The following is a 14,013-nucleotide window of genomic DNA, read 5'->3' on the forward strand; positions in this document are numbered from 1 at the left end:
CCGGCCTCAGCCGGCCTTTCTGATGCCCATCACACGGGCGCGGGCGCGGGGGTCGCTGTCGAACAGGGCCGCCAGCTGTTCGGTCATGGCGCCGGCCAGCTGTTCGACATCGGTGATCGTCACCGCCCGGTCGTAATAGCGCGTCACGTCATGGCCGATGCCGATGGCCAACAATTCGACCATCTTGCGCTTTTCCACCATGGCGATCACGTCGCGCAGGTGTTTCTCCAGGTAATTGGCCGGATTCACCGACAGCGTCGAATCATCGACCGGCGCACCGTCGGAAATGACCATCAGGATCTTGCGCTGTTCGCGCCGGCCCAGCATCCGCCGATGCGCCCATTCCAGCGCCTCGCCGTCGATGTTTTCCTTCAGCAGGCCTTCCTTCATCATCAGGCCCAAGTTCGGCCGGGCCCGGCGCCAGGGCGCGTCGGCCCCCTTGTAGATGATGTGGCGCAGGTCGTTCAGCCGGCCCGGCTGCTGCGGCCGGCCGTCGTTCAGCCAGGCCTCGCGCGCTTGTCCGCCTTTCCAGGCCCGGGTGGTAAAGCCCAGGATCTCGACCTTGACGTTGCAGCGTTCCAGCGTCCGGGCCAGCACGTCGGCGCAGATCGCCGCGATGGAGATCGGCCGGCCGCGCATCGACCCGGAATTGTCCAGCAGCAGCGTCACCACCGTGTCGCGGAACTCGGTGTCCTTCTCGACCTTGAACGACAGCGGCGTCGTCGGCTGGGCCACCACGCGGGCCAGCCGCCCGGCATCCAGGATGCCTTCCTCGCGGTCGAATTCCCAGCTGCGGTTCTGCTGCGCCTGCAACCGGCGCTGCAGCTTGTTGGCCAGCCGGCTCACCGCACCCTTGAGCGGTTCGAGCTGCTGGTCGAGATAGGCCCGCAGGCGCTCCAGCTCGGCGGGTTCGGCCAGGTCCTCGGCCGCGATTTCCTCGTCATGCTCGCCCAGGTAGATCTTGTAATCCGGGTCGGCCTCCGAGGCCTGCGGCGGGGCGGGCGGTTCGAGCGGCGCATCGCCCTCGGGCATCTCGGCCTCGTCGCCCAGCTCCTGGTCGGCCATCTCGTCCATCGAGACCTGCGCCTCGGCGGCATCCTGCTGTTCGTCCTGGGATTGCTCGGGGTTGGCCTCGGCCTCGGTGTCGTCCTGGTCGTCCTGGCCCGTCGAATCGGGCTGTTCCTCGTCCTCGGGCTGTTCCTCGGCCTCGCTGTCCTGGTTCTCGTCCTCGCTGTCGGGATCCTCGCCCAGCTGGTCGGCATAACCCAGGTCGGAAATCACCCGCCGGGCCAGCCGGGCAAAGCCGGCCTGGTCGTCCAGCAGGGTATCGACATCATCCAGCGTCTCGCTGGCCTGTTCCTCGATGAAGCCGCGCCACAGGTCCATGACGTTCTGCGCGCCGGACGGCAGATCGCGCCCGGTGGCCAGGTGGCGGATCAGGTAGCCGGCGGCCACGGCCAGCGGCGCGTCCGAGGCCTGGCGGATCTGGTCATAGCCCCGGCGGTTGGCCTCGTGGCCGATCTTGGCATCGATATTGCCGGCCGTGCCGGGCATGTCGCGGGCGCCCATGGCCTCGCAGCGGGCGGTTTCCATGGCCTCGTAGAGATCGCGGGCCATCTCGCCCGGCGGGGCATAGCGGGCATGGACGCCGGCATCGTGGTAGCGCCGGTTCATCGCCAGGGCATCGGCCGTGCCCCGGGCCAGCAGGACCTCGTCGCGGGTCATGCGCCGGCTGACCTGGGGCAGGCGCATGGAATCGCCCGACAGGCCCGAGGGATCGACCGAGTAGCTGACATTCAGCTCGGGGTCGTCGGCCATCACCTTGGTCGCTTCGGCCAGGGCCTTCTTGAACGGATCGGCGGGATTGTCGGGCTTGTTCATGGTCTTCGCAGGCTCTCGGGGGCGTCATCACACGCCCGTGGCGTCGAGCCCGCACCCTAGACCCAAAGCCCCGGCTTGGCCATAGCCCTGCCGGCCTTGTGCCGCCACCGGTGCCATCGCGGCCGACAGGCGGCGCGGGGCGGCGCAAATCGCGGGCGGCGGGCCATGCGTGGTGCCGTTCGGAGGCCCGTTCCGTCGGGGCCGGTCCGGCAGTTCAGGTCGTGGGCGCCAGCACCAGGTCGCGGCAGCGCGCGATGCTGACCTCGGCCGCCTGGCGGGCGTAATCGGCGATGCCCGCGTCAAAGCTGTAGAGCTGGTTGGCCAGGTGGCCGGCGATCTCGCTCCAGCCCTGCGAGCGCCACCGGTCTTCCTGGCCCGAGGGCACGCCCTGGTCATAGGCATCGGGCAGCACGGCTTCGAGCAGCATGTCGAACTCGGCCCGCAGGCGGTCGTTCTCGCCGGCATCGTCCAGGCGCATCGAGCGTTGATGAGAGGCCAGGGCCGCCAGCCGGCCCGAGCATTTGGCGAAGAGTTCCGCCCGTTGATGGGAAAAGGCCGGAAGGCCCGGCGCGGCCTCGGCGCGCCCGCCCTCAAGGGCGAGGATGCAGCTGCCGCAAAGGAGAATCGCTGTGATGGGTCTCATGTAACGATTTTATGACGGATGGATTACCAGTCAATTGAGTATATACATTTGATGCACATTTGCTGGACATTTTTACTCCGAGGGCGGGCCGCGCATGGCAAATGGGCGGGGTGATCGGCCGCCTCGTCGGCATCGGGGCGGACCGCCGGGCAGCCGTTGGGGGGGGGCGGGTCAGCCGCCGGGCAGCAGGGCGCGGCATTCGGCCAGGAAATAGCCGGCGGCGCGGGTGGCTCGCGCAGCACGGGCGGGATCGGCATGGAACCGGGCCTGCAGCAGCACCATGGCCTGGGCCTGCTTGGCCGAGACCCGCCAGGCCATCATGGCCTGGCCGCTGATGGCCGGCAGGTCGGGATGAAGGGCGTCGAGCAGATCGAGAAAGACATCGCGCTGGTCGGCCGCCCTGTCCGAAGCCGCGCCGTCGAACAGGGCTTCGTGTTCTGCAAGGGCAGAGAAACGGCCGGCACAGATGGCAAACAGGCGCAGCAGGTCGGCCGGGGCAGGCGGGGTCGTCGCGCCGGGGGCGGCGGTGGCGGGGGCGGGGGCAAGCAGGACGGGCACAAGCAGGGCCGGGGCGATCAAGGAAGGCGCCAACAAGGAAGGTGCAAGTAGGATCGGGGCCAGCAAGGCGGGCAGCGGACCCAGGGGCGCACAGGCCAGCCAGAGCGCCAGCATGGCACCGCGCAGGCCCCGCCCGGGGGCCGGACCAAAAGAAAAGCGCCCGGACATGGGGTCCGGACGCTAGCATCAAGAGATTACCGGGGCTCTAACGTCCCCGCCGCGACGGCCGTCAGGTCAGCGCCGTCGAGGCCGCGCTTTCGGGCAGTTCCTCGTCAAAGCAGCGCTGGTAGAACTCGGCCACCGTCTGGCGTTCCAGCTCGTCGCACTTGTTGAGGAAGGACAGCCGGAAGGCATAGCCCACGTTGCGGAAGATCTCGGCGTTCTCGGCCCAGGTGATCACCGTCCGCGGCGACATCACCGTCGACAGGTCGCCGGCCATGAAGGCCGTCCGCGTCAGATCGGCCAGGTGCACCATCTGGCTGACCGTCTTGCGGCCCTTCTCGGTATTGTAATGCGGGCTTTTGGACAGCACGATCGCCACTTCGGCATCATGGCTGAGATAGTTCAGCGTGGCGACCAGCGACCAGCGGTCCATCTGGGCCTGGTTGATCTGCTGGGTGCCGTGATACAGGCCCGTCGTGTCGCCCAGACCGACCGTGTTTGCCGTTGCAAACAAACGGAAATAGGGGTTGGGCGTGATGATCTCGTTCTGGTCGAGCAGGGTCAGTTTACCATCATGCTCCAGCACCCGCTGGATCACGAACATCACGTCGGCCCGGCCGGCATCGTATTCGTCAAAGACGATGGCCACGGGGTTGCGCAGCGCCCAGGGCAGGATGCCTTCGTGGAATTCCGTCACCTGCTTGCCGTCGCGCAGCTTGATCGCATCCTTGCCGATCAGGTCGATCCGGGAGATGTGGCTGTCGAGGTTGACCCGCACCGCCGGCCAGTTTAGCCGTGCCGCGACCTGTTCGATATGGGTCGATTTGCCGGTGCCGTGATAGCCCTGCACCATGACCCGGCGATTGCGCGAGAAACCGGCCAGGATGGCCAGCGTCGTGTCGGGGTCGAACTTGTAGGTCGGGTCGCGGTCGGGCACCCGGTCGGTGGCCTCGGCAAAGCCGCGCACCGTCATGTCGGTGTCGATGCCGAACACATCGCGGACAGAGATGTCCTCGGTCGGTTTCGCGGTCGGTTCAATGCTGCCGTCGGCCATCACGTCTGTCCTTGTCGCTCGTCTTCGGGGTCGCTCGTCATCGGTCCTGCCCAAGCGCGACCGCTGTGCACCATACAGGGGCCGAGAGCAAGGGAAAGGCCAAATTCCATCCCCGACGCGCCCCTGAACGCCCATGTGCAGGCCCGCGCCTGCGACGGACCGACCGCCGGGCAGGCCCCGGGTCGGGGTGCGGCGCCCCTGTCCGATCGCGAACAATCCCTGTCCAAAGGGGGTATTGTCCGCAAGTTCCCCTGTTCATGGGATATTCTTCCGTATTGCTTGACTTACTTTTGACACAAATGGAATGTGCCGAGGCATTTTGGAAATTCGACATGGGGGTGTGTCGTATGCTCACTATTCTGGCTCTTCTGGGCCTGTCTGCTGGTGCCGCTTTCGTCGGTACGATGGACGACGATGAAATCTATGGCACCGATGACAGCGACGACATCGACGGCTCGGGCGGCGATGATTTCATCCAGGGCCAGGAGGGCAACGACCTGATCCAGGGCGGCGACGGCGATGACGAGATCTATGGCGCCCAGGGCCACGACACGCTGATCGGCGGCGATGGCGCCGACGAGATCCACGGCGCGCAGAACAACGATTACATCGAAGGCGGCGCCGGCGACGATTACCTTGCGGGCGGCACCGGCCAGGACATCATCTATGGCGGCGAGGGCGACGATTACGCCCGCGGCGAAGCCGGCCGCGACGAGATCCACGGCGGCGACGGCGACGATTTCCTGAAGGGCAGCGAAGGCAACGACACGCTCTACGGCGATGACGGCAACGACACGCTCGAAGGCAACAAGGGGCTCGATTCGCTGTATGGCGGGGCGGGCAACGATGCGGCCTATGGCGGCCAGCAGTCCGATTACATCGATACCGGCGCGGGCAACGATTATGCCGATGGCGGCGCTCAGAACGACACGATCTACACCGGCGCGGGCAATGACGAGGCCCATGGCGGCGAGGGCGACGATTTCATCGACACTTCGACCCCGCTGGAAACCCATCTGCCCGACACCGGCTTTCCGTCTTATGCCGGCCTGCCCGACGTGCCGGCCGATCCCGATCCGTCCGACGACCGCGACGCGGCCTATGGCGGGGCGGGCGACGACACGATCTTCACCGGTGACGACGACGATTACATCTCGGGCGGCGAGGGCGACGATTACCTCGACGGCGGGTTCGACAAGGACGAGATCCATGGCGATGCCGGCGACGACACGATCATCGGCGGCGAAGGCGACGACCTGATCGACGGGGGCGATGGCGACGACCTGATCTATGGCGGGCTCGACCCGGCCTATCCCGATTACGCCAACATCCCCGATGACGGCTCGTCCGGCGATCCCGATCCGGTCACGAACAATGGCCAGGACGTCATCCACGGCGGCAATGGCGATGACGTCATCTATGGCCAAGACGACGACGACACGATCTACGGCGATGCCGGCGACGACATTCTCTATGGCGGGGTCGATGACGATTACATCGACGGCGGGGCCGACAACGACACGGTCAGCGGCGGCCAGGGCGACGACTGGATCAAGGGCGGCTCCGGCGAGGACCTGCTGGAAGGCAACGACGGCGACGACCGGATCGAAGGCCAGAAGGGCGACGACATCATCGGCGGCCAGGACGGCGACGACTGGCTGCTGGGCGGCGAGGGCGACGACACGCTCTACGGCGATGCCGGCAACGACGTGCTGAACGGCGGCTCGGGGGTCAACGACCTGAAGGGCGGGCTGGATGACGACGTGCTCATCGGCCAGGAAGGCACGATGACCGGCGACGAGGGAGCGGATGTCTTCGTGGTCCAGGATGCCGACCACGAGCACGATCTGACCGTGACCGATTTCGACCCGGTCGAGGATGCGCTGGTGCTGAACTATCCCACCGGCAGCGACCTGCCCGATCCCGAGGATGTCACGCTGGTGCAGAACGGTGGCACGACCGAGGTCTATGTCAGCCTGGGCGGCAAGGACCCGATCCTGGTGGCCGAACTGGTGGGCGTGCAGGCGGCCGATATCGACCCCGATTCCATCGCCATCACCGAGCTCGACCAGGACGGGCTGGCCGCTCTGGTGGCCTGACCGCCGCCAGACCGGCAACCGAATATGCAAAAGGCCCCGCCGGCGCTCCGGCGGGGCCTTTTGCCATTTGCATTCGGGCGGGCCGGGGGATCAGCCCCGGGCCAGCACATCCTGGCGCAGCCGCATGAAGCTGCGTTCGTCGATGAAGCGGGGGGTGGTCTTCATGTAATCCAGGAAGGCCCGGCCATAGCCCTGGGCCAGCCAGCGTTCCTCGTTCAGGATGAACAGGAAGTAAAGCACGAAGAGCACGACGGCAAAGATCAGCGTCAGCGGCGAGGCTGCAACGATGCCCAGCCCGACCGTCGCCAGGACCGACGTCACGTATTGCGGGTTGCGCGAATAGGCATACATGCCGCCGGTCACCAGCCCGTCGGCCTCGCAATAGGTGTTGTCGAGGCCCAGGAACCGGTAGCCCCACAGCGTGATGCCGAAGGCCACGAAGGTGAAGGGCACGCCTATGGCATAGCGCAGCCAATGGCCCCAGCCGTTGGCCCAGACTTCCATCAGGGCAAAGACAACCGTCGACCCGCAGAAGACCCGAAAGATGCCGAAGGCCGTGTTGTGGCGCCAGCCCGAGGCCGCCGGCCAGAAGCCGAAGGCCGGGACGCGCAGGTTGTAGGCCAGCAGGCCTCCGAGCAGCAGGGCCGACAGGGCGGCGGCCCAGGCCGATGCAAGATGAAGATGGGAGAGGATTTCGGTCATGACTCTCGTTGCCTTGGCTGCGTGGCACCGACGGACAGGGGCGTCCCCCGGCAGATTTCCACCGCTTAGAGCATGGGTCGATGACAGGAACGTAACGCAGGGGAACCAAAGCGGCCGGGGGTGGGGCAGGGGCAAATCGGTGCGGCTGGCCTCTGCCTAATCGGGCAGCCGGGGGCGCAAAGGCCTGGACATGGTCCCCGGCCCATGTCGACCCTCGTCTTGGTCTTGGTCTTGGTCTTGGTCTTGGTCTTGGTCTTGGTCTTGGTCTTGGTCTTGGTCTTGGTCTTGGTCTTGGTCTTGGTCTTGGTCTTGGTCTTGGTCTTGGTCTTGGTCTTGGTCTTGGTCTTGAACCTGGTCTCAATCCTGATCCCGGTCTTGCCGCTCGTCGATCCGGGCCTTGCCCCCGGGGTGCGCCCTGGCCCCGGGGGAGGGCCGGTTCAGGCCGCCATCGCCTCGGCCAGGTTCAGCCGGAAGCCCACCGCATAGACCGTCTCGATCGCGCAGAAACTCGGATCAACGGCCTTCAGCTTCATCCTCAACCGCTTGATATGGCTGTCGACCGTCCGATCCTCGACACAGATCTGCTCGCCGTAGATCCGTTTCATGATCTGGTCGCGGTTGCGGATGTATCCCGGCGCCTCGGCCAGGTAGGCCAGCAGCCGGAATTCCGTCGCGCTCAGGCACAGCGGCGCGTCGTTCCACACGGCCAGATGGCGGTTGGGGTCCAGCATCAGCGGCCCCACCTGCAACACCCGCTCGCCGCTGCGCGCCAGTTCGCCCTTGTGGCGACGCACCAGCGCGCCGATGCGTTCCACCATGACCCGCGGCGAATAGGGCTTGGCCACGTAATCATCCGCGCCCATCCGCAGACCCATGGCCTCTTCCAGCTCGGATGCCTTGGACGTCATAAGCATCACCGGGATATCCGATTGCGCGCGGATCTGCGCCAGCAGGGCCAGCCCGTCGATCCGCGGCAGCTGCGTGTCCATGATAGCCATGTCGGGTTGCAGCCGGCGCATCGAGCGCAGCGCAAGGGTCGGGTCCACGAAGGCCTCGACCTGGTATCCCTCGTTTTCAAGCAGACCGGACAGCGCGGCAAGACCGTCACGGTCCTGGTCGATCAAAATGACCGTTTTCATGAATTCTCCTTCTCGAGTCACGGCCCCTGAAATTGGGGCCGGCCAGGGCCCGGAAATCCCGGACCGTTGGCTCTCAACCCGACCGATATGGGGAACGACCGGGGCCATGCAATTGGCAGCAGGGCCAATCCCTTGCCAAAACCGGCCAGGTCACGGCAACGTGTCAGTTCCGTGACAGGATCGCCGGGGCAGGATGACCCAAAACCCCCGCGCCCGGGGCAATCCGGGGCGCAACGGTCTCATCTCTCTGATGTTTTTCGGAAGGGGGGTGATGTCAGTAGTCGGGGTCGCTCCTGACATATTGCTAGAACCCGCGGCGCCGGTGGGCCCCAGCGTGGATGAGCAGATTGGCTTGTCGCTCATAGAACAGGCCGATCATGGAGCCAGCCAGTATCGAGACGAACCAACATCGCACCAACCAGTCAATGGGGCGGCCGCTCGAAGAGCCGGCCAACCCGATCATCGGCCCTGTCGTGTGTCAAACCGGCCCTGCGTCACGCCAGCCGAGCATCGGACCGGCGCTGCGCAAACCCGGCCCACCGTCAAATCACACAGGCATAAATGCAGCTGGGCGCCAAACCGACGCAGCATCAAGCCGGCCACAGTCAATTTGCCGAACCACCACGCCGCTCGTCGCCCAACCGACCCGGCATCAAACCGGCCAGGTCCCCGACCGGCCGGTCCCGATGTGTCTCAGTCCTTGAAGTTGCGGCTGACCTTGATCTGGTCCCAGGCCCAGACCACTTCCTGCAGCTGTTCTTCCTGGCTGCGGTCGCCGCCGTTCATGTCGGGGTGCAGCACCTTGATCAGCTTCTTGTAAGCCTTGCGCACCTCGGCCTTGGTCCAATCGTCCTTGGCTTCCAGGATCTCGATCGCCTTGCGCTCGGTCGGCGGCAGCTTGCGCCCCGACACCACCCGGCCCTTGTTCTTGGTGCCGTTGGCCCCCAGCACCTGGTGCGGATCCTCGATGCCCAGCCGTGCCCAGGCCCGCGCCTCGGGATCGCCCAGCGGCTTGGTCTCGCGCTCCCAGACCTTGTCCTTCGACCGCTGCGCGTTCAGCTCGGCCTCGGTCGTGCCGTCGAAGAAGTTCCATTTCAGGTTGTATTCCCGCACGTGCTGCTGGCAAAACCAGAAATATTCGTCCAGCACGTCGGGCGCCTTGGGGGCACGGAACTTGCCCGGCTCGTTGCAGCCTTCATGTTCGCAAAGACGGGTCGATGTCTCGGATGCGCCGGACATGCCCCTGCGACCGCGCGGGTTCTTTTTCTTGGACGCAGAGACGGACATATCGAAACCGAAGGGGTCAGACTTGGTCATGTGCGGGCACCTTTTCGACTCGGAATGGTGAGTTTAAACTTTGTCAGGCCAGATAGAAGGGGGCGGTTGAAAAAATGGTGACTGAAGCGGGCCAAGGTGCCGTCACGTCTGAAATCCGGGACCGGTTGACCAAGGCCTTTGCGCCGACGGAACTGGTCGTGACCGATGAAAGCGAGGCCCATCGTGGCCATGCCGGGTACCAGGAAGGGGGCGAAAGCCATTTCCACGTGACCATCCGCGCTGCCGCCTTTGACGGCAAGTCGCGGATCGCCCGGCACCGGGCGGTGCACGGGGCGCTGGGGCCGGATCTGATCGGGCGCATTCATGCGCTGGCCCTCGACATCGGAACCTAGTCGCGGTCGCGCCAGCCGCGCAGCGCGATCGCGCCCTTGTCGTCGTCCGTGTCATCCTCGGGCGGCGGCGTGGGCTCGGCTGGGACAAAGGCGGCCGGCTCTTCGGCGAATTCCGGCGACGGTTCGGCCCGCAGCGGCGGGGCGGTGTTGGCCGCCATGGCCGGCGCCGCGATCAGCGACGGGTCGATGGCCTCGGGCGCGTTGCGTTCACGCCGAAAGATCAACAGGTTGCGCCATTCCCGCGTGGTCTTGGACAGGCCCGAGCGTTCTTCGTTGGGCAGCATCTCGGCCCGGACGAATTCCCACCCGCCCTCGGCCATGCGGTTCAGCACCGATTCGACCGAATGGGCAAAACGGGCCTCGGGCTGCTTGACCCCCTTGACCTTGTCGCCGCGCGTCGGCGCCGGAACGACCTTGTACTCGAATTGGGGCATGGCGGCGGACCTTTCTGCAAAACCCGGGGGAGACTACCAGACCCGCCGCCCGAAGAAAGCCCGCATCTTGGCGCCCCGGCCAATTCTCGCGCGTTGTTGTCCGCCCGCCACCGACCTGGCCGCACCCATGTGGCGGATCACCGTCGGCCCCGTTTCCCAGGCCGGATCACTTGCGCCGAATGCCCACCGAACGGCCCGCCCGCTCGGGCCAGCCCAGCGGATCATGGGCGGCTTTCATCGCCGCCACCCGCTTTGCAATGTCGGGCGGAAAGGGCGCAACCCTGGGGCCGGAGCGGTCGATATGCAGCCCCAGCGCCTCGCCCGTCGCGGCCAGCCAGCCGTCCACATGGTGGATCTCCTGGTAGGTATGGAATTTCGATGTATCGTGGTCGATCAGCTGCAGGCTGACCCGCACCTTGTCGCCCAGGTGCAGCTCGCGCACATAGCTCAGGTGGAATTCGGCCGTGTAGGTCGTAAAGCCCCGCTGGGCGTAGTCCGGGCCGAAACCCAGCAATTCATAGGCCTCGTCACCGCAGCGGTCGAAGAGCACGTTGTAAAAGGCCATGTTCAGGTGGCCGTTATAGTCGATCCAGTCGGGCTGGATCTCCATGACCGAAGACATGAACGGGGCGGGGATGGTCATTGCGGCTCTCCTGTCGCTGTCGACCGGAGGCTAGGTCCGGCGCGGGACGGGATCAAGCCGAAGGGCAGGGCGTCTTGGGGCGACCGGTGCCGACCGCGGCGTAGGATGGGTGCTTGCACCCATCCTACCGGGGATCACAGGCCGAGCTTTGCCGTGACGATGTCGTTCACGGCCTTGGGATTCGCCTTGCCGCCGGTGGCCTTCATGACCTGGCCGACGAACCAGCCGGCCAGCTTGGGATTGGCCTTGGCCTTTTCGACCTGCGCCGGGTTGGCCGCGATCACCTCGTCCACCGCCGTTTCGATCGCGCCGGTGTCGGTGACCTGCTTCATGCCTTTCTTCTCGACGATGTCGGCCGGGTCACCGCCTTCGGTATAGACGATTTCAAACAGGTCCTTGGCGATCTTGCCCGAAATGTCGCCCTTGGCGATCAGGTCGATGATGCCGCCCAGCTGTGCCGGCGAAACCGGGCTGACGGTGATGTCGTGGTCTTCTTTTTTCAGCCGGCCGAAGAGCTCGTTGATCACCCAGTTGGCTGCCATCTTGCCGTCGCGTCCCGCGGCGACCTCTTCGAAATAGGCCGCCGATTCCACCTCGGCCGTCAACACCGAGGCATCATAATCGGTCAGGCCGAAGTCGTTGATGAAGCGTGCTTTCTTCTCGTCCGGCAGTTCGGGCAGCCCGGCCTGGATGTCATCGACCCAGGCCTGTTCGATTTCCAGCGGCAGCAGGTCGGGATCGGGGAAGTAGCGGTAATCATGCGCCTCTTCCTTCGACCGCATCGAGCGCGTCTCGCCCTTGTCGGGATCGTAAAGCCGGGTTTCCTGGTCGACCTGGCCGCCGGCCTCGACGATGGCAATCTGGCGTTTCGCCTCGACCTCAATGGCTTGCTGGATGAACCGCATCGAGTTCATGTTCTTGATCTCGCAGCGCGTCCCCAGATGCGAGAAATCCTGCGTTTCCTGGTATTTCTCGTAGGCGCCCGGCCGGCAGATCGACACGTTCACGTCGGCCCGCAGGTTGCCGTTCTGCATGTTGCCGTCGCAGGTGCCGAGATAACGCAGGATCTGCCTGAGCTTCGCGATGTAAGCCGCTGCTTCTTCAGGGCTTCTGATGTCCGGGCGCGACACGATTTCCATCAGTGCGACACCGGTGCGGTTGAGGTCGACAAAGGACATGTGGGGGTCCATGTCGTGGATCGACTTGCCCGCGTCCTGTTCGATATGGATGCGTTCGATCCGCACTTTGCGTCCCACGCCTGCACCCAGTTCGACCAGCACTTCGCCTTCGCCCACGATGGGGTGATACAGCTGCGAGATCTGGTAGCCCTGCGGGAGGTCGGGATAGAAGTAATTCTTGCGGTCGAAGGCCGACACGAGGTTGATCTGTGCCTTCAGCCCCAGCCCGGTGCGCACCGCCTGTTCGACGCAGAAGTCATTGATGACCGGCAACATTCCCGGCATCGCGGCATCCACGAAGGCGACGTTGGCATTGGGCTCGGCGCCGAATTGCGTCGAGGCGCCGGAAAACAGCTTGGCCCGGGAGCTCACCTGGGCGTGCACTTCCATCCCGATCACCAGTTCCCAGTCGTGCTTGGCACCGGCAATGACCTTGGGTTTCGGGGCGTCGTAGGTGAGATCGAGCATCGTCGCGGCTCCAGGTTACAGGCTGGCCCGCGTTCTAAGCCAGCCGGCCCGGCGGAGCAAGCGCATGCGCTCAGAAGGGCGTCAGTTCGGGGCCCTTGGGCGTGAACCGCACGCGATTGCCGCGCAGGATGTCTTCGGCGAAATTGTCGCAGATGGCCTGCAGTGCATCGGTCCGGCCGCGCAGCATGAACCGGCTGTTCGAGGTCACGCGCGCAGCGGTGTCGGCGCCTTCGGCGGCATGGGCCCAGATCATCGGATGCACTTCGGTCAGGTGGTCGCGGATCAGCCAGCGGGCGCATTCGGAAATCCGCGTGCGGGTGAAATCTGCCGTGGAATCAAAGCCCAGGCGCTGTTGCAAGGTGATCGAGCAATAGGCCGTCAGCATGTTGATCATGGGCTGGTCGGGGCGGGCGGCAACGATGTCATGTAGCCCGTCGATGAAGAAATCCAGGTCCACGCCGGCGCAGGCCTCTTCGTCGATGGCCAGCGCGTCGAACTGGACCCAAGCATAGGCGGCATTGCCCCAGATGTCGCGGGTGCGCGCGGCGGTCCGGCGGGCTTCCAGTTCCAGCTGGGCATAGCTGCCGAACCAGCGCGGCAGCAGATGGATGCCAAGCGCGCGCATGTGGCGGTGGTTGCGCGGATCGAGGTCGATGAGGTCTTCGTAATCGTCGGCAATGCGTCCGCGCGGGTCGTCATCTCCGGCAAGCAGCGCGCAACGGGCCGCGGCCAGCGCCGGGCTGTCCAGCTCAAGTGCGCAATGTGATTGAAGAATTTCCTCGGCCCGCTCGAAGTGGTGGTGAAAGGCCGACCGGTTGGCGCGCGGCACCGTGGCGTCCCATCCGGTGCCCCGCCAGGCCCAGCCCAGGTCGATATGGGCCAGCGCAACCACCAGCGCGACGGGGTACGTCGGATTGTCCTTAAGCACCTCTTCCAGTTCAAGGATGCCCGCGCGCAACGGCGCATCGCGCGACGGCCGGCCGTCCATCAACGCATGTTCCGCGGCCAGAACCACATCGGACCGCGCACCAAGGGCCAACAGGTCGGCGCGGGGCATGCCGGATGGGGTCGTGGCGCGGGCGGCTTCGGCGTCCGCGATCTCGGATGTCAGGAGCTCCCATTGCTCCTGACGTGCCAGGAAACGCCCCCGGGCCACGTAACGGTCGCGCAATTCCTGGTCGGTGCTTTGCTCACGGATGGCAATTTCCAGGCATTTCTCGGGGTTTATGTCCGGCGACGGGGTCAAGGGCGAGGGCAGGCCCAGCGGCATGGCGGGATGCCCGGCGTCGGACCGGGCGAACAATCGGTCACGGATCCTGCGGAAAGCGGCGAGAAGCGAAGTCTTCATTCTGTACTCGGTCGGTTGGTACCTCGTCACAGAT

At 65.5% G+C, this 14,013-nt stretch carries 13 protein-coding genes; 2 read left to right on the plus strand and 11 right to left on the minus strand.

Going from position 1 to position 14,013, the window contains the following annotated elements:
* Nucleotides 1–6: 6 nt before the first annotated feature.
* From cobT to cobS, 4 genes are all read right to left on the minus strand, one after another.
* Nucleotides 7–1,881 carry a cobaltochelatase subunit CobT gene (gene cobT / locus ACK3BB_RS09885; RefSeq protein WP_428928545.1) on the minus strand — a complete coding sequence of 625 codons (1,875 nt, stop codon included), beginning with the start codon at nt 1,879–1,881 and terminating at the stop codon, nt 7–9.
* Nucleotides 1,882–2,095: 214 nt separating this feature from the next.
* Nucleotides 2,096–2,524, minus strand: a complete 429-nt coding sequence (locus ACK3BB_RS09890; protein ID WP_428928546.1) for a hypothetical protein — start codon at nt 2,522–2,524, stop codon at nt 2,096–2,098.
* Between the two features lie 171 nt (nt 2,525–2,695).
* Entirely contained in the window at nt 2,696–3,103 is a 408-nt protein-coding gene (locus ACK3BB_RS09895; RefSeq protein ID WP_428928547.1) for a hypothetical protein, read from the minus strand.
* A 208-nt stretch (nt 3,104–3,311) separates the two neighbouring features.
* Nucleotides 3,312–4,298 carry a cobaltochelatase subunit CobS gene (cobS, locus tag ACK3BB_RS09900; RefSeq protein ID WP_428928548.1) on the minus strand — a complete coding sequence of 329 codons (987 nt, stop codon included), beginning with the start codon at nt 4,296–4,298 and terminating at the stop codon, nt 3,312–3,314.
* A 347-nt stretch (nt 4,299–4,645) separates the two neighbouring features.
* On the opposite strand from cobS, the gene ACK3BB_RS09905 reads away from it, so the two are divergent.
* A complete protein-coding gene (locus ACK3BB_RS09905; protein ID WP_428928549.1) occupies nt 4,646–6,397 on the plus strand; it encodes a calcium-binding protein in 1,752 nt (583 codons plus the stop codon).
* Between the two features lie 90 nt (nt 6,398–6,487).
* On the opposite strand, the gene ACK3BB_RS09910 is transcribed toward ACK3BB_RS09905, so the two are convergent.
* The 3 genes from ACK3BB_RS09910 to ACK3BB_RS09920 all read right to left on the minus strand — a co-directional run bounded on the left by ACK3BB_RS09910 (nt 6,488) and on the right by ACK3BB_RS09920 (nt 9,555).
* Entirely contained in the window at nt 6,488–7,099 is a 612-nt protein-coding gene (locus ACK3BB_RS09910; protein ID WP_428928550.1) for a methyltransferase family protein, read from the minus strand.
* A 437-nt stretch (nt 7,100–7,536) separates the two neighbouring features.
* Nucleotides 7,537–8,238, minus strand: a complete 702-nt coding sequence (locus ACK3BB_RS09915) for a response regulator transcription factor (RefSeq protein WP_428928551.1) — start codon at nt 8,236–8,238, stop codon at nt 7,537–7,539.
* 693 nt (nt 8,239–8,931) lie between these two features.
* The gene (locus tag ACK3BB_RS09920; RefSeq protein WP_428928552.1) at nt 8,932–9,555 is read right to left on the minus strand and encodes a DnaJ domain-containing protein; all 624 of its coding nucleotides are present in this window, start codon (nt 9,553–9,555) and stop codon (nt 8,932–8,934) included.
* A 74-nt stretch (nt 9,556–9,629) separates the two neighbouring features.
* Between ACK3BB_RS09920 and ACK3BB_RS09925 the strand changes: the two genes are divergently transcribed.
* Nucleotides 9,630–9,908: a BolA family protein gene (locus ACK3BB_RS09925; RefSeq protein ID WP_428928553.1), complete on the plus strand. Its 279-nt coding sequence runs from the start codon at nt 9,630–9,632 to the stop codon at nt 9,906–9,908.
* Here the strand turns inward: ACK3BB_RS09925 and ACK3BB_RS09930 are convergent.
* From ACK3BB_RS09930 to ACK3BB_RS09945, 4 genes are all read right to left on the minus strand, one after another.
* Nucleotides 9,905–10,342, minus strand: a complete 438-nt coding sequence (locus ACK3BB_RS09930; protein WP_428928554.1) for a DUF4177 domain-containing protein — start codon at nt 10,340–10,342, stop codon at nt 9,905–9,907. The two genes, ACK3BB_RS09925 and ACK3BB_RS09930, sit on opposite strands and share 4 nt — an antisense overlap.
* Nucleotides 10,343–10,508: 166 nt before the next feature.
* Entirely contained in the window at nt 10,509–10,985 is a 477-nt protein-coding gene (locus ACK3BB_RS09935) for a thioesterase family protein (RefSeq protein ID WP_428928555.1), read from the minus strand.
* Between the two features lie 134 nt (nt 10,986–11,119).
* Nucleotides 11,120–12,631, minus strand: a complete 1,512-nt coding sequence (gene gatB, locus ACK3BB_RS09940; protein ID WP_428928556.1) for an Asp-tRNA(Asn)/Glu-tRNA(Gln) amidotransferase subunit GatB — start codon at nt 12,629–12,631, stop codon at nt 11,120–11,122.
* Nucleotides 12,632–12,701: 70 nt separating this feature from the next.
* Nucleotides 12,702–13,979 (minus strand): hypothetical protein, encoded by a 1,278-nt coding sequence (locus ACK3BB_RS09945; RefSeq protein ID WP_428928557.1) that lies wholly within the window; start codon nt 13,977–13,979, stop codon nt 12,702–12,704.
* Nucleotides 13,980–14,013: the final 34 nt, after the last annotated feature.

The sequence above is a fragment of the Marinibacterium sp. SX1 genome (assembly GCF_050389775.1).
In the GTDB taxonomy this organism is placed as follows: domain Bacteria; phylum Pseudomonadota; class Alphaproteobacteria; order Rhodobacterales; family Rhodobacteraceae; genus Marinibacterium.

What these genes read in the sequence shown, in the direction of transcription:
- ACK3BB_RS09930 (WP_428928554.1), bottom strand. Translation starts at nt 10,342, where the DNA reads ATGCCCCAATTCGAGTACAAGGTCGTTCCGGCGCCGACGCGCGGCGAC.
- ACK3BB_RS09890 (WP_428928546.1), bottom strand. Translation starts at nt 2,524, where the DNA reads ATGAGACCCATCACAGCGATTCTCCTTTGCGGCAGCTGCATCCTCGCC.
- ACK3BB_RS09910 (WP_428928550.1), bottom strand. Translation starts at nt 7,099, where the DNA reads ATGACCGAAATCCTCTCCCATCTTCATCTTGCATCGGCCTGGGCCGCC.
- ACK3BB_RS09925 (WP_428928553.1), top strand. Translation starts at nt 9,630, where the DNA reads ATGGTGACTGAAGCGGGCCAAGGTGCCGTCACGTCTGAAATCCGGGAC.
- ACK3BB_RS09920 (WP_428928552.1), bottom strand. Translation starts at nt 9,555, where the DNA reads ATGACCAAGTCTGACCCCTTCGGTTTCGATATGTCCGTCTCTGCGTCC.
- gatB (WP_428928556.1), bottom strand. Translation starts at nt 12,631, where the DNA reads ATGCTCGATCTCACCTACGACGCCCCGAAACCCAAGGTCATTGCCGGT.
- cobT (WP_428928545.1), bottom strand. Translation starts at nt 1,881, where the DNA reads ATGAACAAGCCCGACAATCCCGCCGATCCGTTCAAGAAGGCCCTGGCC.
- cobS (WP_428928548.1), bottom strand. Translation starts at nt 4,298, where the DNA reads ATGGCCGACGGCAGCATTGAACCGACCGCGAAACCGACCGAGGACATC.
- ACK3BB_RS09905 (WP_428928549.1), top strand. Translation starts at nt 4,646, where the DNA reads ATGCTCACTATTCTGGCTCTTCTGGGCCTGTCTGCTGGTGCCGCTTTC.
- ACK3BB_RS09915 (WP_428928551.1), bottom strand. Translation starts at nt 8,238, where the DNA reads ATGAAAACGGTCATTTTGATCGACCAGGACCGTGACGGTCTTGCCGCG.
- ACK3BB_RS09935 (WP_428928555.1), bottom strand. Translation starts at nt 10,985, where the DNA reads ATGACCATCCCCGCCCCGTTCATGTCTTCGGTCATGGAGATCCAGCCC.
- ACK3BB_RS09945 (WP_428928557.1), bottom strand. Translation starts at nt 13,979, where the DNA reads ATGAAGACTTCGCTTCTCGCCGCTTTCCGCAGGATCCGTGACCGATTG.